Genomic DNA, 22,882 nt, shown 5'->3' on the forward strand with positions numbered 1-22,882 from the left:
GAGGCGCCCAACTGCGATGCGGGGACGGCGTGTTCGCCACCGCAGCCCAGAGTCGGCGCCCGGGACGGCGAGGTCCAGCGGGGCCGATTGGCCCCTTGACCAGCCGGTGTCGCATACATGTTTATGTATTTGGGGCGGGTCAAGCGGCGGCGGGTCAAGGGGGCGGAACTGGTGGTGATGGAGTTCGTGCAGCCGTCCGAGTACGGGCCCGCACCGGATCAGGGGCCTCCGGGTAAGGCTGAGGTGAAGTCGCTGACGGTGCGCCAACGGCGGCTGGAACTGGTCAAGTCGGCCGCAGAGGAAGCGTCCGGGAAGTTCGTCTCACTGGTCCCAAAGAGCTTCGTGCTGCGGGAGGGCTTCGTGCGGCGTCCGACCAAGGCGCCCGACACCTCCGGCACCCGCAGCCTGCCTCGCCGCCGGGAGCGGCCGCCCGCCGCCCGGCTGCTGTCCCCCAATGGCATCGCCCTGCAGACGTACCTCACCGCGCTGCTGGTGGCGCAGAATCCCCCACGCGGGTCACGGCCCGGCAATCCGTGGCCGATCAACCGCTATCCGGACCCCAGCTGGATCGACCTGGTGGCCCACGCCACCGCCGAATCCGGCTCCCCCCGCAATCGGGAGGTGAAGCAGAAGCAGCTGCGCCGCGCCCTGGACCGGATGCGCAGCGAGGGCCTGGTCCAACTCCCCCATCGGGCGCGGGCCAAGGGCGCCTTCGAGGACTTCCGGCTGCTGGACGACGCCGACGGTCGGGATCCGTACCTGCCGCCCATGGGCGGCTCGCTGGTGTCGATTCCGGTGAACCTCTTCACCCACGGGTGGATCCACGTGCTGGAGGACAGCGAGCTCGTCTTCCTGCTGATGGTCGCCTGCCTGCACGCGCGCCGCGGCTTCGGCCCAGTGTTCGCCACCGAAGTCGAGCGCCGCTTGCAGTTCGGTGTGGGCCGCGACGCCTACCGCGCCCACGCGGCGCTGCGCCGCTACGGCCTGCTGGAGGTCGAGATCGACTTGATGCGCAGCGCCCAGACCGGCCGGACCTTCGGCGGCACGCCGGCAGACCCCGGCAAGCTGCACCGCTTCCGCCTACGTCAAGAGGGCTTCGATGCGCCGGCCCACCCCGTGGTCCTGGAGGCCGTCACCCGCCGCATCAAGTCCACCACCGCCGGATCAGATTCCGGCTGACCGTGCCGGCCGAGCGCCCCAGGGGACACGGAGCGGACACCGCTCCATGTCGCGCGCCCATTCGGCTGAAGCAATCCGACCACCAGTCGCACCATCGGGGAGGGGCCGTGACCGCAGCGAAGGACTTCTCAGCCCTGCGCACACTGATCGAGTCCGTGGTGGCGCCGTTCGGCGACCTCAACACGCACGCCACGCTCAACGACGCGCTCGCGGAACTGGGGATGCCGCCGGTGCCCGCCGAAGCCGGCAGCAAGTCCCAGCGCGTCCAGCAGAGCCTGGCCGGAGTGGCCGACGAGGCATTGCCCCGGGTGGCAGGAAACATCCTGGCCCAAAAGCTCGTCGACGCGCCGATGCGCAACGCCGTCGAGGACCTGCTGTGGGCGCACTCGACGCCCCACATCCCCAAACGGATCCGGCGGGAGCTCGCCCAATCCCTCGACCTTGAGGACCTGGCCCGGGACGAGACTCGGTTCACCGCGCTCCTGGACCGCTTCTTCCTCCTCGACCACCAGCACTTCCAGTTCGATTGGCTGGTCTCCGGTGTACCACCGGATCTGCGGCAGCAGATCCACCAGCAGGTCTTCCGCAATCGCGGCGACTGGTCCTGCGAGGAGCTGTTCGAGCATCTGGGCACCTTCGAGGCCAGCGACGCCCGGTTCGCCCGGTTCCTGGAGGCCGCGGTCTCCGCGGAGCTGCTGCTGGACGAGTCACGGCAGCGCCGGCTCGTGGAGGCGATCAACGCCCATCTGCGCGCCGCGGGGATCGAACTGCGCGAGACGGGCACCGAGGAGGGCTATCCGTGCTTCGGGCTGGTCTCCACGCGCCTGGCACACAACCGGCAGCCCAAGAACGTCATCTTCGCCGCCCCCACCAAGCCCGATATCCGGTTTCCCAACGCGCTCGACAACGACATCGAGATCATGGGAGACCCCGACACATACCTGGCCTATGACCACCCGATCGGCCGCGACGGGCTGCGTTGGCGCGATCTGCAGGACTGGTTCCAGGACACTCGCGGCATTGCGGACGCGGCCGAGGCCAAGACGATCCTCTACCAGCGGCTCCTGAACTGCTTGCCGAAGGAGTCCGCCGGCCAGCGCCACCTGTTCCTGCTGTACCACCAGATCCTCGGCGACGCCGTCTACGACCTGCCGGCGCTGCTGCCCGAGGTGTGGCTGCACTGGGACCCCAAGACGGTCAAACAGCGGGGCCGCGAAGCCCTGCTGCGCTTTCGCATGGACTTCCTCCTCCTGTTGCCGCACGATCAGCGCGTCGTCCTGGAGGTCGACGGCGCCCAGCACTACGCCCGCCGCGAGGGCAAGCGGCTCATTGCCGACACCGAGAGGTACGCGAGCATGGTGGCCGCCGACCGCGACCTGAAGGTCTCCGGCTACGAGGTCTTCCGCTTCGGCCACGACGAACTCGCCGACCCCGCCCGCGCCAAGGCAGTCCTGGAGCAGTTCCTGCCCGCCCTGTTCGCCCGCTTCGGGCCGAACACGCCATGACCGAACCAGGCGGTCCCACGGCGCTCCCCCAATTACCTTCTTGGTGGCCCCGCAATGGGGCTCCCGGCCTGCCGGTTCCGCCTGAGTCACCGAGACTCGGGATCCCCGCAGACCGGACAGTCGTATTCGTCGGTGGAGTTCACAGCGACCGGGTGGCCACAGAATTCACACGGCCGCATGCCTTCATCTGCAGGCGCCGACACGAGCTCATTCTCCACGTCGACCAGACTGCCAGCTGGCCGCCCCACAGTCACGGCTCCCCTTGACGAAACCCATAGGGGCGCCCCCTGCGCCCAGAGCAGGAGCTCGGAGACGTCGCCGCAATCCTGGTGCGGGCCGCCGCGGGCGGGCGGACGGTCTCCGTCTGGGTAGGAGGCCGGGGCATTCGCGTGTCCCGCCCACGCCCGAGGAGTTGGGCAGCGCATGGATGCCACCGAGCACGGGCCGGAGCCCGATCCCGACCGGGTCGTCACCGTGCAGTTGCCGGGCGCCGACCACCTGCTGGCCGATGCCCGCCGGGCGGACCTGTACGCCGCCCTGGTCGTGGCCGGCGTCCCGCCCGAAGCCGGTGACCGGGCGGCGGTCGATGCCCTCAGTCTGGCCGGGTCGGAGGCCGTCGCCGCGGTCACCCGGTGGCTGCACACCGCCGCCCGCTAGACCGTCCGGGGAACGCCAGGCCGGGGCGGGCGGTGACCGCCTTCTGCTGCACCGCCAGGAGGCGACGCACCACCCCGGGGTCCGCCGCGGGGCGATGCGGGGCGCCGGCGACCCAACCGCAGAGTTGTCATGTTCCGTTTCAACGCGCGTAGCTTCGGGGAGGGGATCCCACGCCAGACTGACACCCCCTCACCCACCTGCCTGGGGAGAGCACATGACCCGCACCCGCACGTTACTGACGCTGACCGCCGCCGCCGGCCTGCTGACCGGCCTGGCCGCCGCCCCGGCGCTCGCCGACCCGCCCGCCCCGCCCTCCCTGTCCACGGCCCGCGCCGAGCTGGCCGCGCTGACGGTGGCCACCCCCGACTCCTCCTCCGGCTACTCCCGGGACGCGTTCGACATCTGGGCCACCCAGCCGGACCACTGCACCACCCGCCAGGACGTGCTCTCCCGCGACGGCAAGAACGTGGTGGAGGGCTCCAACGGGTGCCAGCCGACGTCCGGCTCGTGGTACTCCGCCTACGACGGCTCCACGGTCACCGTGGTCGCACAGGCCACCATCGACCACATGGTCCCGCTGGAAAACGCGTGGATCTCGGGTGCGGACCAGTGGAGCGCGGCCCAGCGCAAAGCCTTCGGCAACGACCTGACCGACCCCCAACTGCTGATCGCCTCCGAGTCCTCCAACAGCAGCAAGGGCGACCGCTCCCCCGACCAGTGGAAGCCCAAGAACACCGCCTTCTGGTGCACCTACGCCGAGGACTACACCCACGTGAAGTCGGTGTGGAAGCTCCACGTGACCAGCCCCGAGAAGACCGCGCTCTCCTCGATGCTCGACACCTGCTCCTGACCCCGCCCCCCGCCATCACCGGCGCACTCTTGCCGACCGGTGACGGCCCCGGCAAACAAGCGGCCCGCGCCCGGCCGAGGACGGCAAGGTTCTGGGCACCGAGGCGAGCCGCGGGTTCTGACGGGCCGTCGCCCCGAGCGGGGACCCGGCCGGCTCTCGCGACCATTCGCTGCACTGGCCCGACGTCAGGACCGGGAGCCCGGCCATAGCTTGGGCGCGGCACCGCCACGCCCGCACCACCCGCTGCTAGCCTGCGCGCGCCCGCTACAAGGAGGACTCCATGCTGAAGAAGCTCGCCGCCCTGGGTGCGGCCGTCGCCGTCGCATGGGCGCTGGCCACCGCGCCCGCGAACGCCGCATCGATGACCTACCGCCACCTGGAGAACTACGCCAACACCAACGAATGCCTCGATTACCGCGCCGACTACGGCCCCTACACCACCACCTGCAACCAGGGCCCCTACCAGACCTGGCTCATGGCCACCGACCCGGAGACCGCCGGAGAACTGCGCCAGAACGTTGGAAACCGGCTGTGCCTGGTCGCCCGCAACGGGGTTCCGGTGATGCGCACCTGCGTGGCCGGCGACAAGGCGGCCCTGTGGACCCTGCACAGCGTGGTGGGACTGGGCTACCAGCTCGTCAACAAGTCGACCGGCACCTGCCTCGTGGCCGGGTCCGGGTCGATCCACCATGTCAGCCTGGGCGTGTGCAGCACCGGCGCCGCACGCCAGTGGTACGCCGACATCTGAGCCGATGACGCTTCCCGCTCGTTGGGGCTTTTCAGCCGAGGCCGCGGCCGGGCGCGGGCGGACGCGACCGTCAGCCGTCCCGGCGTCTGCGGTCGGCGATGACAGCGCCGCCCGGCGCTCGGATAGACATACAGAACCTGGCGGTCGACGGCGAGGAGCGTCCGGGCGAAGTCCACGATCTCGGGCTCGGCGCCGGGCAGGCGTCGGCGACCGCGGAGACGTTCAGAGTCACCAACCCTTGGCGGATCGCCAGTGGCGGATCCAGCAATGCGGCCATCCGCCGCGGCCGCGGCGCGTGTGGTGCACCCTCGGGGGGCGCCGCGGCCGCACACCGTCCCCGAGCTGGTGCCGCTGTTCGGTGGCCGGGCGTCCCCGAGACGGCCCCGGCCACCGCGGCCGCCGCTCGGGGTCCAGGAGCTGGCAGCCTCCGGGCGTCTGTCCCCAACCCGGCCGCGCACACGGGCTACTTCCGGACATCACTGCTGCCGGTCCGCCGGCGCAGACACTTCCAATTCGCCCGCGCGCTCCCTCGGGCTTGCGCCGCATCGCGTGGATCGCGATTCCGGTGCCCCGGCGTGCGGCGATCGGCGTGAGCCTCGACCCGCTGCACGGAGAGCCGGAGCTCCGTGCCTGACGGCCTATCGGGGCGGATGCGTCCGGCCGTCGCCCCTCAGACTGCCGAAACTCCCGCAATCCGGCATGAGTTGACCGATCCGGGTGTAGCGTCCACACAAGGTCCGCATCCAGAGCCGCACCTGGGCCCGCCACGGTTGAAGCCCCCCGTATCCCCCGCGCGGAGGCTCCCCGGCACCGGCCCCTTGCGGCTCCCCCGGAAGGGCAGCCCGACCCAACCCCCTGTCGGGCACAACGTTCCTCCGGGTGCGTTGGGCCAACCAACGGGGACCGGGCCCGGGCCCCGGCCGATCGCAGCACCGTCGGCCGGGGCCGCACCGTGCGTGGCAGGCCGACCACCAGCCCGGATGGCTGCGCAAGGCGCCCGCACCCCGGCCGACGCGCCCGGGTCCGGCGGCCGTCACGGTCCGGCGGGGCCCCGGGGCAGCGCCTTGGGCACGCCCTCGAGCGCCGAACCGACCACCGTCACCCAGTAGCCGACCGCCACGAACCGCCCCTCCAACAACGGAGTCCGCACCTCCATCCGCCAACTGCGCGGCGGCACCGCCTCATTGGCGACCCACCGGATTTCCAGATCCGCCTCGGCGCCCGGATAGGACAGGCCCAGGTTCGTCTCGCAGCGCCCCTGCGCGCTCTCCAGGTGCTTGTGCGGAGGCACCAGGCGATAGCTGCTGTGCGCGTCCGCCACCTCCGCGCGGTAGTAGACCGCGACGGCATCCTCCTCAGGCTCCTCCACAGGAGCACATCCTGCCCATCCCATCCCGACCGCCGCAGGGCCTCGGCCGATTCTCCCCGCTCCACCGGGAACAGCCCCGAGTCGGCCCGCCGCTCCGAGGAGGACGCCGGTGCCAGCCGCCGGCCGCTCCGTCGGCCCCGCCTGCGCCGTAAGCGCGCGCTCGGCCGGCGTGGACGGGGCGGCCATATGCCCCCTACGGGGCGCGGTTGCACGTGTCGACGGTGCGTCAAGTGGGACAGGCTAGAGTGCCGGTCGCGCCGCGCAGGGATCCGGAGGCGAGCGGCGCGCAGATCACGGACTGGAAGGGGTCCCGCGGTGACCGACCACCCCGCCCCGCATGCCCTGGCATGCGACCTGATCCGCACCACCGCGCTGGACGCGGCAGCCCGCCACCGCAGCGGCGAAGCCGATACAGCAGAGTTGTCCGAGCTGCGGGCCCGGGTGACGGACGCGCTGGAGGCCTGGCAGGCCGCGGGGACGCTGCAGAGGGACGTCCTGGTGCTCGTCGGGCGGTTGGCGATCGCGCTGTGCAGCACCGCCTTCGAGCAGTACAACTGGGACGCGGCGCGGTTCGAGCGGTGGCTGTGCACCTTCGGGGACCTGGTGTGCGCCGACCAGCAGCACCCGCATCCGGCCGGCCCCACCGTCATGCAGGTCGTCGCGGCCCTCGCCGAGGACATCACTTCCGGCACGGCCCGCACCGCTGCGGCGCGCAGGGCGCAGATCGCCGGGCCCGTCGGCGCCTACCTGCGCGTCGGCCACGAGGTTGAGGACGCCCGCGAGCTGGTCCTTGTCCTCGCGCAGTGGGCCGGACCGCACCTTGCGACCACCCTGGCCCACGATACCGATCTGATCGGCTCCCACCGCCTCCTTCGGGACCTGGCAGGGCGCGGCGACGCCGCGGACGAGGTGGAGCCGCATCGATCCGGCAGTTTCGCGCAGTTGGCGCGCCGGACCGCCCGGACGCTGGCGTGGACCGTGCCCTGCGGCCTCGCCGGCGGCCTCGTGCAGGCACTGTTCTCCTCCCATGCCCTCGCCGGCCTCGGTCAGGACCTCGCCACGGGTCTGGCCGCCGCGCTGGTGCTGAGCGTGCTCGTCGTCTTTGCCCGGTGGGAACCGTCCTGATTGCCGGGCGTCGCGTGGAGGCGCGTGCAACCAGGCCGAGCGACGCGCGCCCCCGGCCCGGGTTGCGGGTGCCGGACCGGGGGCAGCGCCTCTGACGCTACGCGAGCGGGCTGGGCACTGGCTGGCGATCACCGCAGGTTCGGCGGATTGCCTGCTGATCGGCCCGTGGCGCAGGCATTTCGGTGGAATGCTGGTTCCGTTGGGATCGGGCGGCGGCCCGGTGGAATCGGGCGGCGGGGGCGAAGGCGGGGCGGATGACGCGCACGGAGCGCATCGAGCGGTGGCGACAGGTACTTGGCGCCGAGAGCGGCACGGATGTGGTCCAGGCGCTGGTGCCGTATGCCGGGCTGCCTCCACTGGCCGACCGCGGCGCCGCCGGACTGCTGCTGGGCGCTCTGCTGGAGGCCTTCGAGGAATTGCCCGCCGATCCCGATCCCCGCACGATCGAGCGGCGGCTTCTGCTCGCCCCGGACGAGGACGACGGGCACCAGGATGGCGGCGGAGCGCCGGTTGTTGCGGGCCGGATGCTGGTGGCGCGGATCGAGCAGTTGGCCGCCGGCCTGGCACCCCATCAGCTGCGCGAGGTCGCCGCCGGATTGGCGGTGCCGCGCCTGCTGGCCGAGTACCGCCTGCGCGCGCTGCGCCACTCCGCGACCCGCCGGAGCGGTTCGACCGCCTTCGGACGCGTCGAGGACTGGCACCGCGACGAGCAGATGCTGGACGCGTTGATCGCCGACCAGGTCAGTGCCGCGGCCGCCGCGGATCCAGGCACATGGTCGGCTCCTCAAGCCGGCGCGGTGGGCGGGGCGGTGGCCGAGCAGCTGAAGCTGGCGGCCATCGTGCTCGCCGAGGCCTGCGCGCATCCGGTTCCCCCCGCGCTCGCCTGGCGTGGCGCCGTCGAGGGCGCGGGCCAAGAGGCGGACGTGCCACTGGCGGGCGCGCTCGCCCCGGTGCGGGCCGCTATCGTCGCGGCCCGCCACGACGATGGCGAGGAGATGGACGCGCTGTTTCCCGGCGCCACCAGCGGGCCGGGCGGGCGGTGGGAGTTGGGTTGGCCGGTCGTGGGCCGCGGCCGCCAGTCCTACGCCAGCGGTGGCGCCGCCTCGCCTGCGCACGCCCGGTTTAGAGCCGAACGCGCGGCCGCCGAACTCGCCGCGGCCGGCGGGCACGTCCGGGCGCTGATGGACGGCCGCCTGCTGGTCCCCTACCGACGCGGCGAGCCGCTCCCTGCGGAGCAGGTGCGGCACTTCGACCTGCCGAAGGTCCTTGAGCACGTGATGGACATCTGGGGCGCCGACCCGCTGCGTTCCACCGAACCGCTTCCGGCGCTCCCCCACCGCAGCCTTGATGGCGAAGGCTTGAGCATGCTCGCCTGGCTGGGCGAGGAGATGCTGCTGGCTCTGCCCGCTGCGGGCGAGCCGGCCAACCGGGCCGAGGTCGGACGGGAGCTGGTGGCGTTCTGGCGCTCCCACGGCTGCACCGTCTCCGAGCCCGCCCGCCGCTACCTGGCCGCGGCCGCCCAAGCCGATTCCGGCACCGCCGGTCTGGGAGTGCGGCACCGCGCGGGAATGCTCGCTCTGCTGGCCGGGGCCGCGGACCTGTCCTTCGAGCTGGCGCTGGAGGACGAGCTCGCCCCGCCGGCCGGCGGCGACTGGGCCAGCCTGCTGGACGCCGACACCCTCGCGCACCACCTGGAGCGCCGCGTCCCGGGTCGAAGCCCCGTCCCGGGCCTGGCGCCCCGCCGGGTTGCGACGGTGCGCGCCGAAATCGGGCGGGCCCTGGCTGTGCTGGTCCATGACGGCTTTGCAGCCTGGCACCACAGCGCCGGGCCCGCAGTGCCGCCGCCGGCGTTCACCGCCTCCAACCGCGAGGCGGACCGGCGCGGCCACGATGCCACCACGGTGCCGCAGGTCCCGCACGCCATCGTCGACATCCGCGCCGACGCCGATCCGGCCCGCCGCGGCCCGCACGCCACCTTCTCCTACAAGGTCGAGTACGCCGCGCCGCCGCGCATCGAGTTGAGCGTGATGGCCGACTGGGGCACGCTCGTGGCCGTGCCCGGCCGGCATCTGCTGGACGGACGCCCGGTCCTGGCCATCCTTCAGGCCGACGACTCGGGTCGGCCGGTGCGGATCCAGACCATCGACGTCGAGGCCTACTTCGACACCGGGATGCACGGCTGGCGGGCCTGGGCCGAGGACCGCACCGCCACCGTCTCCTGGAGCGGCGACCAGCCGACCGTCACCCTCGACACCCTGTAGCCACCGCCTCGCTTGGTGAGGTCTCCGATGTCGAACATCTCGAGGGAATCGGTCACCGAGCGGGCCGGGTCGTCCCACTGACTGCAGTAGGGCCCGCATCCGTCGGGACCTCCAGCACCGGATCCGGGCGCCAGCCGTGGCACTGTGGCGCACCCCGGAGGCGTCGCACGCCGGTGAACTGCTCAGCCTGCGGCTCGGCCGTGGACATCCACCGGCGCCGGCAGCGCCCGGACCCGCTCGCGCAGATCCCGCACCGCCTCAGTATCCGCCGACAGCGTCTGCTCCAACCGGCGCAGGCGAGTTCGGGAGGTGATGCGCAGGTGGGAAACGGGCACGCGGTCCAAGACCTCCAGCGCCCGGCCGGCGGCATCGCCCGGCTCCCGGACCGCTTCGGCCAGGCAGAGGTTGAGCACCGCCGCAGCCCAGCCCGGACTCTCCTGCTGCTTGAGGCCGATGGATTCCTCGGCCGCGGCCGCGGCGTGATGGAGGTGTCCGAGCGCCATCTGCGCCTCGGCGGTGTGCAGCAGATGCTCGGCCCGGTCGTAGCCGAACCGCCCCGGCTCATCGCCTGCGGTCTCCAGCAGCGCGTCGGCCTCGTTCAAAGTGGCGCGGGCGGCATCAGCCCGGCCCATCTGGGCCAGCGCCGGGAGTTTCGCCCACCCCATCAACTGGGCGCGCTGCAGCGGGCTGGTGGCGCGGGCCAGGCCGGCCTCGGCGTGGTCGAGGGCGGCCAGGTGCTCGCGGGCGGCGTTGGCGGTCATCGCCAGCGCGCCGTGGGTCCAGGCGACCAGCCGCGCGTCGCCGCAATGGTCGCCCAGGGCGGCGGCCAGGCACAGGTGGACCCGCGCGCCGGTCGGATCACCGAGATGGTGGGCGAGGTTGCCCATCAGCGCCGACATCCATCCGGCGGCGCGGCGCAGCTCGGTGGCGAGCTGCTCGTCGTCGGGGTTGGCCAGCGGGCCGGCGAGGCTGTGCCGGGCGCGCCGGACCTCGGTGAACAGCGACTCGGGGGCGTGGCGGGAGTATTCGAGGCTGTAGTGGTCGACGGCGGCCTGGGCGATCGCCACGACGGCCGGGCCGCCGCGCGGGGCGTCGGCGACCGCGAGTTGCAGGGACTCGGCGACGGCAGGCAGGCCCTGGGCGGTGGTCACGGCGGCGGCTCCCGGGGACGGTGCGGTACTCCCAAGCGCACCGTACCCGCTGTCACCGGGTGGGCATGCCCAATCGCACCCGGCGCACCGGCGCGCCAGCTCCAGTTGACGCAGCGTCGCCCCGTAGACGCGGGTCAGCGCCTCGGCGTACTCGGCGCCGGGACGTTCCTCGCCGTGCTCCCAGCGGCACAGCATCGCCTCACTCAGCCCCGGCGGATGCAGCCCGTCCTGCCGGTACAGCTGTCCGACCGCGGTGACGGTCTCGTGCCGCGTCCAGCCCAGGGCCAGACGCCAGGACTCCAGCGCCGTCACCTCCGGGACGCTGTGGCGCAGCACGGTGACGATCCGCTCGACAGCATGGCCGTCGCGCTGCCCGCAGCGGCGGATCTGCGCGGCTTCACGGATGATCTGGATGCGACGGGCGCGGGTCACACTCCCCATGGCCACCCCCGATAGGGTCGGTGAGGGCGCTTGTCCCTTGGACGGTAGCCCGGCCCCGCAGGTGATCGGCAGAGCGCATGCATTGCGGGCGCACCCGCAATAGCCGCCGGCGGGTGCGGCAATGACGCCCGGTCACGCCAGCGGTGTGCTGGTGGTGCGGCCCCGATCCGGGACCGTGCGGCCGGCCCCGGAACCCCGGGCAGCGCCGCCTCAGCCCAGCCGGAGGCATGATGGCCACTCCGACCCTGCACCACACCACCGCTCGCGCCCTGATCGAGGCGCCCCTGTTCGCCCGGCTCGCCGGCCGGGTGGCACGCGAGAACGCGATGCCCGACGAGCTCGCGCAGCGCATCGTCGAGCAGGCGCTGGTCTTCCTGGTCGCCGCGGCCCGCAACCGCGCCCACCGCGGCAAGCCGATCGCCCCCTCAGCGCTGGTCGACATCGGCTGGCACACCTTCATCCTCTACACCGCCGAGTACTCCCGGTTCTGCGAGCGGGCGCTGGGCGGCATGGTCCACCACGCGCCCACCGACGACGGCCGCCCACTGGAGGACCCGCTCGTCGTGCAGCAGCGCACCCTGGTCGCGCTGGCCGCCACCGGCTACCCGGTGGACGAGGACCTGTGGGCCGCGCACGGCGCGGACTGCAACGAGTCGGGCGGCGGCGGCACTTGTACGCAGTGCCACCAGGGGTGCGTCGACAGCCCCTGACCCGCGAGTAGTCGACGGGTAGTCATCCAGTAGCGGCGGTCCCGGGAGCTTGCAGCAGGCTCCCGGGGCCGCTCCACGTCCGAGTGGCGATTGGCGCAACACGGGGCGGGTGTCGGTGGCGGCCGCTAGCGTGCCGTCATGGCACGAATCGCGGTGGATCGCTGGGACACCTGGTTCGCGGCCGGCAAGGGCTTCGCCCCCATCACCGACAAGGAGCGCGCCGCACTGGCCGACCACCTCGGGCCTCCCGCCGGACGGACCGTGCTGGATCTCGGCTGCGGCACGGGTGACCTGACCCGCCATCTGCACACATCCGGGTTTAAGGCCACCGGCGCCGATCTGTCGGCCGTGGCCGTCAAACGCGCCGAGGAAGCCACCGGCCCCGACGGCCCCAGCTTCGTGCAATGGGACGCCGACACCCAGGATCCCGCGCTCCTGCCCCGCCCCCACTTCCAGGTGATCGTCTGTCGCCTGGTGTGGACGTTCCTGACCGACCTCGGCCGCGCCCGCCTTCTCACTCTCCTGGCCCCCGGCGGGCGCCTCGCCGTGACCACGCCGGTGCGCGAGCGCCTCACCACCCGTCAGAGCACCGGACTGCCCGAGGCCGACATCGCCGCCCTGCAGAGCGTGCTGGACGCCGGCCGGCGCACCGACCTCGGCGTTCTCGCCCTCGTCTCCGGACGGAGCCCCCGCGGCACCTGACGTATGCGCAGCGGACGGTGGAAGGCCTCCGGCCGCGTCCTGCGGACCCGTGCGCGGCCCGAGGAGGCGGCTCGCCGGGCACTGCCGGGTGGGACTCCTGGTGTTCGTCCCTGTACGGCCGGGTTTCTGGCTAGCGTGGCCGGTGATCCCGTCCCTGCGGTGAGAGGAATGTCGGTTGTCCGAAGTCGAGTTGCCGTCGCCCGTCCGGTTGATGCCGACGTACGACGCGCACGTGTGGCCCTTCACGAATGCGCTCGGGCACCTGACCCACGTCAGGCTGCGGGTGTGGCCGACCCGGGGCGGCGGGCACCTGGCCATCGGCACGGACTACATGCTCGGCGGCGGGCTGGTGAACATGGCGGAGAGCTTCTACGCGGCCGTCGTGCGCGAGTTCGGCGCCTCGGCCACGGTCGTCCGCCACTTCCCGGCCCGGACCATGCTGGCCGGGCGCGGCGACAAGTTCCAGCTGCTGCTGGAGCCTGACGAGCGCGGCGTCAGCGATGTCTGGGAGTGCACCGAGGATGTCGTCGAGCTGCTGGGCCCCGGTGTCCTGGGCTTTCCCGGTGACGCCGCGCCGGGCCCCGGCCGGGAGCCGGGCCCGGCCGCGCAGAGCGTCTACCTGGGCCGGTTGCACGCCGCCCTGCTCCGGCTGGACCAGGTCCACGGCACGGTCGTGCCCAAGGACGTGGAGCCGGCCGATCAGATGACCCTGGCGACGACCGCGCTGGAGCGGTTGACGAAGTACATCGCCAACATCGTCCTGGACGACGACACCGGTGGCGGCGCGGAGCGCGAGCGGCGCTTGGCACGGGTCGTGGACGGGCTCCAGCAGCAGGCCATGCAGCTGATGTTCCTCGCCGACGAGACGCACGCGCAGACCCGGAAGGGGAGGAACGAGGTCTGACGCCTTCCTCCGGAAGGCGCCGGACGAAGGACCAGCTCGCCCCGATCGAGCGACCGCCTCAAACCACGTGGCGCGTCGGACTGCCGCGTGCCCCGTCCGCAGCGGTCCGCCCCTTCAACTCGCCTGGCCGCTGGCGGACTTGCCGCTCGCCTCAGTTTCTAACCCATCCGGGTTGGAAAATGTAACCTGGGTGGGTTACATTAGCGAGTGTCGTCGAGCGGAGGAGACCCGACATGACATGCACTGAAGCCCCCGTCACTACGACATCTGTCGCGGACCGCGACGAGGCCGAGGCCTACCTGGCCGAGCACGCCGGCGACGGCGCCGAGCCTCTGACTGCCCTCGCCGCGCAGATGGATGACGACCTGCACCTGCTGCTTCTGGCCCCGGCCACCCGCACGGTCTGGTACGCCTGGGACGGCGAACCCGTTGACGTCGCGGGCTGGACCATCGAGCAGCTGACCCCCAAGGGGGCCGCCGAACTCCTCGACCGTTACATCGACATGGTCGAGGACCGGTTCGAGAACCCCGAGTGGTACGACGGCGACCACGACCGGTCCGAGAACGACCAGGACGTCATGGACGAGTACACCGCGATCCTCCGCCTAGGACTGCCCGCCGACCCGGCCGCGGCAGCCGCCCAGATCAAGAGGGAGCGGGAGCTGGTCACCCGCCTGGATGCCCGCTGGCAGCGTACCTACGCCAACCTGATGCGGGAGGTCGCCGGTCCTGCGCGGGGCGGGAATGTGAAGGCGGCTGCCATCCTCGGCATCACCGAGGTGCAGGTCGGCCGGATCATCACCAAGGACGTCCGCCGCCGCGAGGCGCTGGACGAGGCCGTCGCACAGGCCGCACCGGATGCCACCCACCTCGACGAGCCGGGTGACGCCGACCGCCGGTAGCCGCCGAGGTTGAGCACCGCGCGCAGGCCGGCCGACCTGGCCGTGACCGTGCCGGTGCGCGAGTGCCCAGCAGAGCACTGGACTGCTCAAGGCCGACGTCGCCGCCTTGCGGGCCGTGCCGGCCGGCGGCCGGCGCATCGGCTTCGGCCCGTTCCCCTCGTCTCCCGACGGAATTGCCCCTTCCTCGTCGGGCCACACGGTCGGCACGGTCGACGGCGGTTCGCTCCCTGCGCCGGCCACGTCTGCCACGACCGTGCAGGGCCGTCGGCTCGGGATTCCGGTGTCGGAACCCGCCGCTCACGCGACGTTTGGGTGCTGGAGGATGCGGGCGGATCCTCTTATCAACTCCTGTCCTGTGGCGAACAGGTGGGCCAGGACGCGATCGGCGGCCGCCTCCATCGGCAGCCCGGTGAGCACTGCTACCGCCCCCGCGGCCTGATGCACCACCGCCCGATGCAGCGGCGGCACCTCACCAGGAGAACGGACGACCAGGCCCCCGATCGCTTCCGCCACCGCACGGACCGCTCGCACCCGGTCTGGATCCACCGGCCCCGGGCGCAGCCGTTGCCCGGCCAGCACCCCGATGACCGTGCCCGCCAACACGATGGGCACCGCCACCACGGCGCGCACCCGCCCCCGGGCCCGGGCATCGGCCAGCAGCACCGGCCACCGCCGCTGCGCCTCCCCCTGCACGTCGCCGACCACCACCGGGCAGCCGCTGACCGCCGCGTCCGCGGTGGGGCCCTCGCCCACCAAGTACTGGGCGTCCTCCCACCCCGCCGGGTCGCACCCCTCGTCGCGCCACCACACCAACTCCGGCCGGCCGGTGCCCAGAAGCGACAGGGCCAGGCCATCCATGCCCAGCACCGCCCACCGTTTCGCCCGGATCCGATCGAGTCCCGCAATCCCGCCGGGCGCGGTGTCCACCTCGGCAAGAAGCAGGTCCAGTCGCGGCTCGAACTCCGACCGTGCATCCACCGCAGCCACCCCTTCACAAGTCCAGTGATGTGTACTGCCGCGGATACCCCCTAGTGTGCAGAGCACAGCAGCCCCGCGCCTGCTGTTCCTGCGCACCCGTTGCTGCCCGGCCCCCGCAGCAGCACGGATCCGCCGTCTCCTGCGATCCCCTGCCACCACCGCCGAACCACCGTTGGGGGCCCAGCCCATGCCCGTCCACCCCGCCCACCAGCTGACCGCCACAGCCCTCGAGCTCGCGCAGCCGCAACCGGATCCCGCCGCCCACCTGCTGCAGGCCTGCCTCCAGATCTGCCGCGTGCTGGGGGCGGCCGCCGCCTGCGGCCTGCTGGCCCCGCACGCTGCCCGGCCGGCGGTGACGGCCGGCACCACCCCGCACGCCCACCACCTGGCGAAGGCGGACCTGAAAACGCAGCGCGGGCCCGCCAGCGACTGCCTGCGCGCCCAGCACCATCAACCCGCCGCCCACCTGGATCATCCGTTGGCCCGTCTGCGCTGGCCGACCTGGAGCCGCCGCGCCCAGGAACACGGCTTCACTGCCGCGACCGGATTAGTCCTGCACCACCGGGGCGCCGGTCTGGGTGCCATCACCGTCCTCAGCGCGGAGCCGCAGCCCCCCGACCCGGTTCAGCGGGCCGCGGCGGAACTTCTCGCGCAGGCGGCAGCGGCCGGGCTCCACGCCCAACAGCAGTTGCACGCCGCGCTCGAGAGATGCCGTCAGCTGGAGGGCGCCTTGTCCTCGCGGGTCCTGATCGAGCAGGCCAAGGGGATCGTCGCCGAGCGCCTGCGCATCACGCCCGACGCTGCGTTCCTGCTGCTGCGCGGCCATGCCCGCTCCCGCCGCCAGCCGCTGCGCGAGCTGGCCCACAGCATCATCGCGGGGACCCCCTTCCCCGCATCTCCCGCCTGAACGGGCCGGGCCCGGCCGAGGCGACGTCGGCAGTCCGCAGCTCTTCGCGCCGGCCGGGGCGGGGCATGGACCGCGAACGAGGCCGCCCCGGCGCAGCCGTTGGCGCATAGGCGTGTCCGCTGGGACTGCCCAGGGCATTCGCTCCGACCGCTCCCGGGAGGTCCGCGGCAGAGCGCCGGCCTCACTTGCCCGCCGCTTGCGCCGCTCACTACGGTGCCGGGCGTGGACACCATGGAGCGCCCGGCAGCGGCCAAATGGCTCCTGCCGCAGGTCCTTTCGGCTGCTGCCGTCGCCCTGGTCGGCATCGACCGCTACCTCCTCCATCCGTCCGGGCCCAACCCGGCGGCGGCCGCAGGAGCAGTTGTGCTGATCCTGCTGCGCGAACTGCTGGCCGTCGACCGGATCCAGCGCCATCTGGGCACGGCGCCGATCACCCAGGACATGACCTTGGGCAGGCTGCCCGACCCGGACCGTCCCACGGCCGACGACGATCCGCGCACGGCCTGGATCCGGACGGCGTTGCGGCAGACCCGGGATCGCGCCGAGCAGGAGTGCCGCAGCCATCGCATCGACCGGGTCTGGATCACCATCGGCGGGGTCGAGGAGTTCGACGAGCTCGACGACGCGGACACCCTGCGGTGGGGCCGGCGCGCGAGCATGACGCTGGGGTTCCACTGGTTCATGCCGGCCCAACGGCAGGACCTGCCCGTGGTCCTGGAGCACGAACTCGCCCACCTGCGTCGCTACGACAACCTGCGCGACCTGATAGCCGACACGCTGCTCTGGTCGGCGGCACTGGCCGCCCTGGCCGTTCTGCCGCTGCGTGCCGGCCTGGTTGTGGTGGCCGCCGCCACCGCAGCCGCGGTGGCCCGCCGGTGGTGGGCCGAGCTGGCCTGCGACCGCGCCTCCGCCCGCTACGCGGGCCGGGAGGCAAGCCTGGCGCACTGGCGGCGCAGCCGAGCCGCGCCGCGGGCCAGGGGGATCCGCGCCGTGTGGAAGCGGACCGCGGGTCTGCGCACCCACCCGCCCGATTCACTGCGGATCCTGGGTCTGCGCTGGGTGCGCACAGGATCCCTTGGGGCCGGCGTCCGCGACACCGAAGCAGGCGATGCGGAAAGCCTGGTCGATCAGCCGGTACGGGCTCGTCCTGGCCGGCCAGAACGAAGCTGAGGGGCAAGCGCCATCAAAAGCGGCGCGCCTGAGCTTGACGCAGACGGACGCTGCAGGTGACGACTAGCGTTCCGCGGCGGCCGGGGCGCGTTCGGGTGAGGACTCTGCGTCGAGGGCGTCCAGCAGTTGACCGAACGTCAAATCCTCGTCCTCGCTGGACAACGCGATGCGCAGGGCCGCCCAGCGGGCCGGGTCGGTGCCGCAGGCGGCGAGAAGTAGCGGGCGGGCGATCTCGGGGCTGCCGGTGATTTCGCGGGCCGGCAACTGCCGCAGATGAGCAACGGTGCGGTGGCGGGAGGCGCGGATCGTGCGGTAGATCTCGCCGCGGCGCCGGGCGTCGTCGGGGGCGTCCAGCCAGGACTGCAGCACGGCCATCGGGTCGGGGTGGCGGTCCAGTTCCTCGTCCGACAGCAGCCGGGTGACGGCGGCGGCTTCGTCCGCGGGAAGATGCCGGTCCAGCTCAGGGCGCAGCCAGGCCGGGGTGTTGATCTGGTGGTGGAGCCACACCATCTCGATCGGGTGCAGGCGCTCCAGGGCGGCCAGCACCGCGGTGCGGGGGGTGTAGGGGTTGGCGGCCAGCTGCAGCAGGGTGCGGACCCGCACGTGTTGCTGGTGGTGCTCCAGCAGCACGTGGGCGGCATCGATGTCGGTGCCGGTGTGCCAGCGGGTCAAGTCCCGGCCGGCGGGGGCGGCGACGACGGTGGGCGGCTCCAGTTCGGCCAGCCGCACGCACGCCCGCTGCAGGTGGGGGCGGTGGGCGCCCAGCAGCGCAAGCGTCTGCGCGGTCTCGATGATCCTGCGGGCGCCGCCGGCGACGCGGACCGTGTTCAGCAGCCGTCCGCGCCGCACGCACGCCTCGACGGCCTCCTCCAGCCGGGCGCCGGCCAGGGCGACAAGCCGCGGGTCGGTGCGCACCCTCTCAGCGATGCGCTGCAGCCGCATCCGCTGGGAAAGGCCCGGTTTGGGCAGGTTGGCCATCTCAGTCAGGTACAGCGCGGGCAGGCACGTCCTGAGCAGTTGCTCGTCCAGCGCCTTCGGCGCGACCTTCTTCCCGCTGGTGGACGGGTCCGCGGAGACGGGGTCGGCGTGGTTCTGGGCGTGGTCCAGGAGCAGGTGCTGGACGGCGGTGCCCAGCACGGGATGAGCGACCAGGTCCTTCCACCGCTCGGGGCAGGACTGCAGGATGTGCCAGGCTGGGCCGTCGTCGAAGAGCCGCGGCAGGTGCAGGTAGTCCGGGCCGACGTTCAATACCTCGCCCCACTCGGGTGCAGCCGGGTCGGCCAGCACGCGGGCCAGCGGGGTCAGGATCCGGGTCAGCAGGGCGTCCATCAGCGGACCGGGGACGGGCGGGTCGAGCGGGCCGTGCGGGAAGGGCCGGCTCGGGTCCCACTCAGTGACGAGGCGCGTCAGGTCGCGCTCGCCCAGGGCGGGCAGCAGGCTGATGGCGTCGGCGACTTGGTCGGGGTGCCGGGCCAGGCCGATCACCAGGCCGGAGGTGACCGGGTGGCGGGCCAGGATTGTGGGAAGGTCGGCGGAGGTGACGATGCGTTCGGCGGCGAACTCGGCCAGCTGGGCGCAGTCGGTCTGCTCCAGCAGTCGGCGGCGCAACGCGGGTTCCTGGGTGCGGCCCAGCAGGGCGGGGAGCGCGTCGGCGAGGGCGGCGCGCCGCCACCTCTCGGGCTGCGGGCCGTCGCGGCCGACATCCGGGGTCGCCAGTGCGTCGAGGACCGCCTCCAGTGCCTGTTCGGGAAGGTCCGGATCGGCGGCGAGCTCCTGCCACAACCGGTAGGTGGCCGCACGCCCCATCGCTGTGCCCCTCTCCCCGCACGGTGACCGCCTCCTGTCGCTCCGTCATGCGGAGGATGGGGGTCTTGTCAGGGACCGTACGCCGGTTGGCTGCCGGTCGGCAGGCAATCGCTCAGGCGCACGCGGCCGCTGGGGAGATGGTGGAGTTCTACGCCGGCTTCGGCCGGCTGGCCGACTGCCTCGGGTGTCGCGGTGTCCGGCCCGGCTGCGGGTCGGGCGCGGACCGCGGCCGGAGTGCGGGGCGGTGTCCTGGTGGCGGGGATCGGCAGCCCCGGCGGCGCCCCGCTCTCCGACCACCAAGATCCTCAGGCTTGGCTGACGTCCCGTCAACCCTGGTCCGCAGCAGCCGACGCCGGATTCTCCTTCCTTCTCGTGCCCGCATCCCGCGTGGCCGGCGGAGTGCGGTAGGCCCGCGGCACCGCCCCGCCGGTCACCAGCCGGTGCGCGGTGGCCAGGCCGATGCCCAGGACCGCGGCGATCTGGGCCAGGCTGTGCCCGGCGCCGTGGACCTTGCGTGCCTCGGCCACCAGCGCCTCGCCCCGCGCGTCTTGCAGCCGTGCCGCCCGGTCCTGGTCGATCGGGGGCGTGCGGCGCTGCGCGGCCGCCCGTGCGTTTCGTGCGGCCAGCGTCCGCAGGCAGTCCGTGGCCCCGCACGTGGTGCGTTGGTAGCCGCCGGGCAGCGGGCACCAGCGCGCGCCGCACACCGGGCAGACCCGTACCCGGCCTTTCCGGGCCGCCTCACCGTTGCGCGCGGCCCGCGGAGCGGCGTCGCGGCGCGTCGCTGCTGCCATCGGCGTCGTGAAGTCCCGGGCTGCGGCTGCCGCGTGGGGATCGCGGGCCGCCTCCAGCCGGCGCCATCCCGCGCTCCCGACACGTGCGCGGGCCAGTTGGGACTGGGTGGCCCGGGTCGCCGGGGCCGACAGCGACTGGCCGCGGGCAAGGCCGTGGGCGGCGCGGTAGTCCGCAGCGGATATCCCGTGCGCCATCCACGCGTGCGCACCCAGTCCCCGCACCCACCGGCCGCACTCGTGGCACAGCACCTGTTGCCCGTCCTGGTCGGCATCGAGGATTCCGAACCGGCCGTGGCCGTCGGGCCGGCCGATGCTCTGCTGCTGGTCCCAGATCCGGCGCGCGTGGGCGGCCCCGCCCACCTTGCGAGCCGTCTTGTAGCAGCGCAGGCACATGCCGAGTGCGACGGGCGGACGCTCATGGCAGACCGTGCACGGCTGAGCGGCCGCGCGGGCCTGCTTCACGCGCGACCCCGAAGTCCCTGTTCCGGCAGTGGAGCCCTGCTCCGGGCTGTCAGCATTCATCGGCGGCGCCTTCTCTATCCGGCCGCTGCGTCGGCCGGGTCCCGGGGGCGGCGGCGCGCCACGGGCCGCACGGTGTGCCGGTCGCCTTAAGCAGCCGCTGCAGGCCGATCCGGGCCTCGTCGGCGAACTTCCGGTCGACATCGCTGCGATCGTCGCGCGCATCCAGCCACCGCCATCCGTCGGTGGCCAGCCGCCGGTGCCAATCCAGGGGGCTGTCGGCGATCGCGTACAGGCTCATCGTGGCGACCAGGTGGGCATCGGCCGGGTCCGCGAGGCGGGGCCGGAGGCGGTGCAGGGCGGCGGCGGCCCGCTGGGCGGCCGGCGCGCGACCGCGTTGGCCGACCTCCCAGACGGTTGACATGTCTTCCAGGTGCGTGCGGAGTTGACGGGGCGCATCGGTGGCGTCCAGGCGGGCGCGCAGGGCGTAGTAGACGGCGCCGGAGGCGACCATCGGCAGGCCGCGGTCGATACTGCCGGCCTGCCCCGACGCGTAGGTGGCCAGCCGGCTTGCGAGGTGGAGGATCGCGCCGGGCGCGATGCGGCTGCTGGGGTCGTGGGGGAAGGCGCGGGCGAGGGTGAGCAGCAGGGCCTCGATGCGCTGCTGGTAGTAGGCGTCGCCGCGCAAGGATTGCAGCGCGCTGCGGAGCCACCGGATCTGGTCGCGGTCCAGCTGCTCTTCGTCGTCTTCCTCTTCGAGGTCGACGTCTGTCTCGAGGGCGTGCTCACTCACACCGGGCCTCCGGGGGTGCGGTTCAGCAGGTGGTCCAGGGCGGTGCCGGCGGCATCGTTCAGCGTCGGCCAGTGCGGGTGGTGGGTGTGCAGCAGCCACTGCGCGCCGTCGGCGGCGATCCGGGCGTGCCAGGCGGCAGGGTCCTCGGCGCTGCTGTAGCGGGCGAGGTCGTGCAGCAGGGCGTCGCGGGGGTCTCCGGGGTCGCAGGGGGCCAGGGTGCGGCGCAGGCCGATTGCGGCATGGACCATCGTCGGGTCGTGCCAGGCCCGTTCGGGGTCCCAGATGGGGGCCAGGAGCGCGAGCGCGTCCCGGCGGTGGCTGCCCGCCAGGTGCCGGTGCAGGGCATGAAAGGTCAGGCCCGAGGCGACCTGCAGCATCCCCCAGGCGGTCGCCCGCGCGGGTGCCGTGGTGCCGTAGCGGCGGGCCAGCGCGCAGACCTGCTCGGCGTGCCGGTCGGCGCCGGCGGCCAGCAGCAGAGCCTCGATGCGGGCGCGGTAGACGGGCGCGGTCGGCGCCTGCCGCACGGCCGCGAGAAACTGCATCTGGGGATCGGCCCCGGCGGCGTCCGGGTGCGGGGCGGGGTTCGCGGTCGGCATCAGGCGCGCTCCTTAAGATCCTGGGCGGTGGATCCGTAGCCGTCGTCGGTGTCGTGGTCGTCCGGTCCGAGGGCGGCGAGGAACTCCTCCTGGCTCATCTGTGCGACCTCGGCGACGGTGCGGCCGGTGGCGGTGGCCTTGAGGTGGAGGCTGACCTGGGCGGCGTTCTCGGCGAGGGCCTGCTGCTCGTCCTCGGGCAGGGTCTGCGGCCAGGCATCGCCCAGGGCGCGGATGGCGTCCAGGTCGGCGACGATCTGCCGCATCGCCTCCATCTGCCCCGCGCGGCGGGCGCGGGCCTCGCGCGGCTCCCCCGCGTAGCCGGCGTCCCGCTCGATGTCGTAGCGGTAGGCGGCCGCCATCGTCAGCAGTTCGGCGTCCTCGGTGGGCACCATGGTCACCTCCGGCGAGAGCCCGGCCTCCAAGCTGTTCGCGGCGAACTGGCATGCGGCGACGTAGCCGGCGTCGGTGTGGTCGGTGCTGTGTGCGCGCCGGCCGGCCCGGTGCCGCAGCACCGCTACGAGCTCCAGCTTCGGTGGTGAGGCGGTGGCGGCGACCGTACTGCCGGCGGCCTGGGCGCGCTGGGCGATCGCCGCCGCGGTGGTGCGGGCGACCGCGGTGGTGCGCTGGATCTCGGCGGCGCTGACGCCGGCGGCCAGCGCTCCGGCGACGATCGCGTCGCGCTGGTGGTCCAGCAGAGCCCGCGCGCGGGCGTAGGCCGCCAGCGCGTCGCGGGCCTGGTCCAGCTCCGGGTCGTCCGCGAGCGAGTCAAACTTCAGGGCAGGAGGCACACCATCAGACATGAAGCTCACACTACTCCTTCCCTGTAGCGCGCACTACAGGTTCGGAGGATTGTCCGCTTCGGATTGGGTCGGGTGCCA

General features: G+C 73.1%; 21 protein-coding genes. 13 read left to right on the forward strand and 8 right to left on the reverse strand.

Annotation, left to right across the window (positions count from 1 at the left end; all coding sequences use genetic code 11):
• Nucleotides 1-123: 123 nt before the first annotated feature.
• The 5 genes from BIV57_RS00420 (at nucleotide 124) to BIV57_RS00440 (ending at nucleotide 4,939) form a co-directional block, all read left to right on the forward strand.
• The gene (locus BIV57_RS00420; protein ID WP_139275341.1) at nucleotides 124-1,179 is read left to right on the forward strand and encodes a hypothetical protein; all 1,056 of its coding nucleotides are present in this window, start codon (nucleotides 124-126) and stop codon (nucleotides 1,177-1,179) included.
• A 107-nt stretch (nucleotides 1,180-1,286) separates the two neighbouring features.
• Nucleotides 1,287-2,684 carry an AbiJ-related protein gene (locus BIV57_RS00425; protein ID WP_071654541.1) on the forward strand — a complete coding sequence of 466 codons (1,398 nt, stop codon included), beginning with the start codon at nucleotides 1,287-1,289 and terminating at the stop codon, nucleotides 2,682-2,684.
• A gap of 423 nt (nucleotides 2,685-3,107) precedes the next feature.
• Nucleotides 3,108-3,341, forward strand: coding sequence for a hypothetical protein (locus tag BIV57_RS00430; RefSeq protein ID WP_071654542.1), 234 nt, complete (start codon nucleotides 3,108-3,110; stop codon nucleotides 3,339-3,341).
• A 214-nt stretch (nucleotides 3,342-3,555) separates the two neighbouring features.
• On the forward strand, nucleotides 3,556-4,191 hold the full coding sequence (locus tag BIV57_RS26300; protein WP_071654543.1) for an HNH endonuclease family protein: 636 nt from the start codon (nucleotides 3,556-3,558) through the stop codon (nucleotides 4,189-4,191).
• Nucleotides 4,192-4,471: 280 nt separating this feature from the next.
• Nucleotides 4,472-4,939, forward strand: coding sequence for an RICIN domain-containing protein (locus tag BIV57_RS00440; protein ID WP_071654544.1), 468 nt, complete (start codon nucleotides 4,472-4,474; stop codon nucleotides 4,937-4,939).
• Nucleotides 4,940-5,972: 1,033 nt separating this feature from the next.
• Here the strand turns inward: BIV57_RS00440 and BIV57_RS00445 are convergent.
• Nucleotides 5,973-6,308: a hypothetical protein gene (locus BIV57_RS00445; RefSeq protein ID WP_071654545.1), complete on the reverse strand. Its 336-nt coding sequence runs from the start codon at nucleotides 6,306-6,308 to the stop codon at nucleotides 5,973-5,975.
• A 315-nt stretch (nucleotides 6,309-6,623) separates the two neighbouring features.
• Here BIV57_RS00445 and BIV57_RS00450 point away from each other — a divergent pair, with 315 nt between their 5' ends.
• Complete coding sequence (locus BIV57_RS00450) at nucleotides 6,624-7,433, forward strand: hypothetical protein (RefSeq protein ID WP_071654546.1); 810 nt, start codon at nucleotides 6,624-6,626, stop codon at nucleotides 7,431-7,433.
• Between the two features lie 254 nt (nucleotides 7,434-7,687).
• Nucleotides 7,688-9,694, forward strand: coding sequence for a hypothetical protein (locus BIV57_RS00455; protein ID WP_139275343.1), 2,007 nt, complete (start codon nucleotides 7,688-7,690; stop codon nucleotides 9,692-9,694).
• Between the two features lie 182 nt (nucleotides 9,695-9,876).
• Here BIV57_RS00455 and BIV57_RS00460 read toward each other — a convergent pair whose 3' ends face one another.
• Nucleotides 9,877-11,286 (reverse strand): helix-turn-helix domain-containing protein, encoded by a 1,410-nt coding sequence (locus BIV57_RS00460; protein ID WP_245797374.1) that lies wholly within the window; start codon nucleotides 11,284-11,286, stop codon nucleotides 9,877-9,879.
• Nucleotides 11,287-11,516: 230 nt separating this feature from the next.
• Here BIV57_RS00460 and BIV57_RS00465 point away from each other — a divergent pair, with 230 nt between their 5' ends.
• From BIV57_RS00465 to BIV57_RS00480, 4 genes are all read left to right on the forward strand, one after another.
• Nucleotides 11,517-11,996, forward strand: coding sequence for a glycine-rich domain-containing protein (locus tag BIV57_RS00465; RefSeq protein ID WP_071654709.1), 480 nt, complete (start codon nucleotides 11,517-11,519; stop codon nucleotides 11,994-11,996).
• Between the two features lie 138 nt (nucleotides 11,997-12,134).
• Nucleotides 12,135-12,698, forward strand: coding sequence for a class I SAM-dependent methyltransferase (locus BIV57_RS00470; RefSeq protein ID WP_079169881.1), 564 nt, complete (start codon nucleotides 12,135-12,137; stop codon nucleotides 12,696-12,698).
• A gap of 175 nt (nucleotides 12,699-12,873) precedes the next feature.
• Nucleotides 12,874-13,602, forward strand: a complete 729-nt coding sequence (locus tag BIV57_RS00475; protein WP_071654549.1) for a hypothetical protein — start codon at nucleotides 12,874-12,876, stop codon at nucleotides 13,600-13,602.
• A 233-nt stretch (nucleotides 13,603-13,835) separates the two neighbouring features.
• Nucleotides 13,836-14,504, forward strand: coding sequence for a hypothetical protein (locus tag BIV57_RS00480; RefSeq protein ID WP_071654550.1), 669 nt, complete (start codon nucleotides 13,836-13,838; stop codon nucleotides 14,502-14,504).
• Between the two features lie 297 nt (nucleotides 14,505-14,801).
• On the opposite strand, the gene BIV57_RS00485 is transcribed toward BIV57_RS00480, so the two are convergent.
• Entirely contained in the window at nucleotides 14,802-15,491 is a 690-nt protein-coding gene (locus tag BIV57_RS00485; protein ID WP_071654551.1) for a GAF domain-containing protein, read from the reverse strand.
• Between the two features lie 178 nt (nucleotides 15,492-15,669).
• Between BIV57_RS00485 and BIV57_RS00490 the strand changes: the two genes are divergently transcribed.
• Together BIV57_RS00490 and BIV57_RS23740 are read left to right on the forward strand one after the other, a co-directional pair.
• Nucleotides 15,670-16,389 carry an ANTAR domain-containing protein gene (locus BIV57_RS00490; protein WP_079169883.1) on the forward strand — a complete coding sequence of 240 codons (720 nt, stop codon included), beginning with the start codon at nucleotides 15,670-15,672 and terminating at the stop codon, nucleotides 16,387-16,389.
• A gap of 231 nt (nucleotides 16,390-16,620) precedes the next feature.
• Nucleotides 16,621-17,559 carry a M48 family metalloprotease gene (locus BIV57_RS23740; protein WP_245797375.1) on the forward strand — a complete coding sequence of 313 codons (939 nt, stop codon included), beginning with the start codon at nucleotides 16,621-16,623 and terminating at the stop codon, nucleotides 17,557-17,559.
• Nucleotides 17,560-17,622: 63 nt separating this feature from the next.
• On the opposite strand, the gene BIV57_RS00500 is transcribed toward BIV57_RS23740, so the two are convergent.
• From BIV57_RS00500 to BIV57_RS00520, 5 genes are all read right to left on the reverse strand, one after another.
• Nucleotides 17,623-19,365 (reverse strand): hypothetical protein, encoded by a 1,743-nt coding sequence (locus BIV57_RS00500; protein ID WP_071654554.1) that lies wholly within the window; start codon nucleotides 19,363-19,365, stop codon nucleotides 17,623-17,625.
• A gap of 326 nt (nucleotides 19,366-19,691) precedes the next feature.
• Nucleotides 19,692-20,618 (reverse strand): MucR family transcriptional regulator, encoded by a 927-nt coding sequence (locus BIV57_RS00505; protein WP_175548613.1) that lies wholly within the window; start codon nucleotides 20,616-20,618, stop codon nucleotides 19,692-19,694.
• Between the two features lie 49 nt (nucleotides 20,619-20,667).
• Nucleotides 20,668-21,408 (reverse strand): hypothetical protein, encoded by a 741-nt coding sequence (locus BIV57_RS24765; RefSeq protein ID WP_071654556.1) that lies wholly within the window; start codon nucleotides 21,406-21,408, stop codon nucleotides 20,668-20,670.
• Complete coding sequence (locus tag BIV57_RS00515; protein ID WP_071654557.1) at nucleotides 21,405-22,004, reverse strand: hypothetical protein; 600 nt, start codon at nucleotides 22,002-22,004, stop codon at nucleotides 21,405-21,407. The genes BIV57_RS24765 and BIV57_RS00515 overlap by 4 nt, the downstream gene beginning before the upstream one ends.
• Nucleotides 22,004-22,804, reverse strand: coding sequence for a hypothetical protein (locus BIV57_RS00520; protein WP_139275345.1), 801 nt, complete (start codon nucleotides 22,802-22,804; stop codon nucleotides 22,004-22,006). The genes BIV57_RS00515 and BIV57_RS00520 overlap by 1 nt, the downstream gene beginning before the upstream one ends.
• Nucleotides 22,805-22,882: the final 78 nt, after the last annotated feature.

The organism is Mangrovactinospora gilvigrisea (assembly GCF_001879105.1).
In the GTDB taxonomy this organism is placed as follows: domain Bacteria; phylum Actinomycetota; class Actinomycetes; order Streptomycetales; family Streptomycetaceae; genus Mangrovactinospora; species Mangrovactinospora gilvigrisea.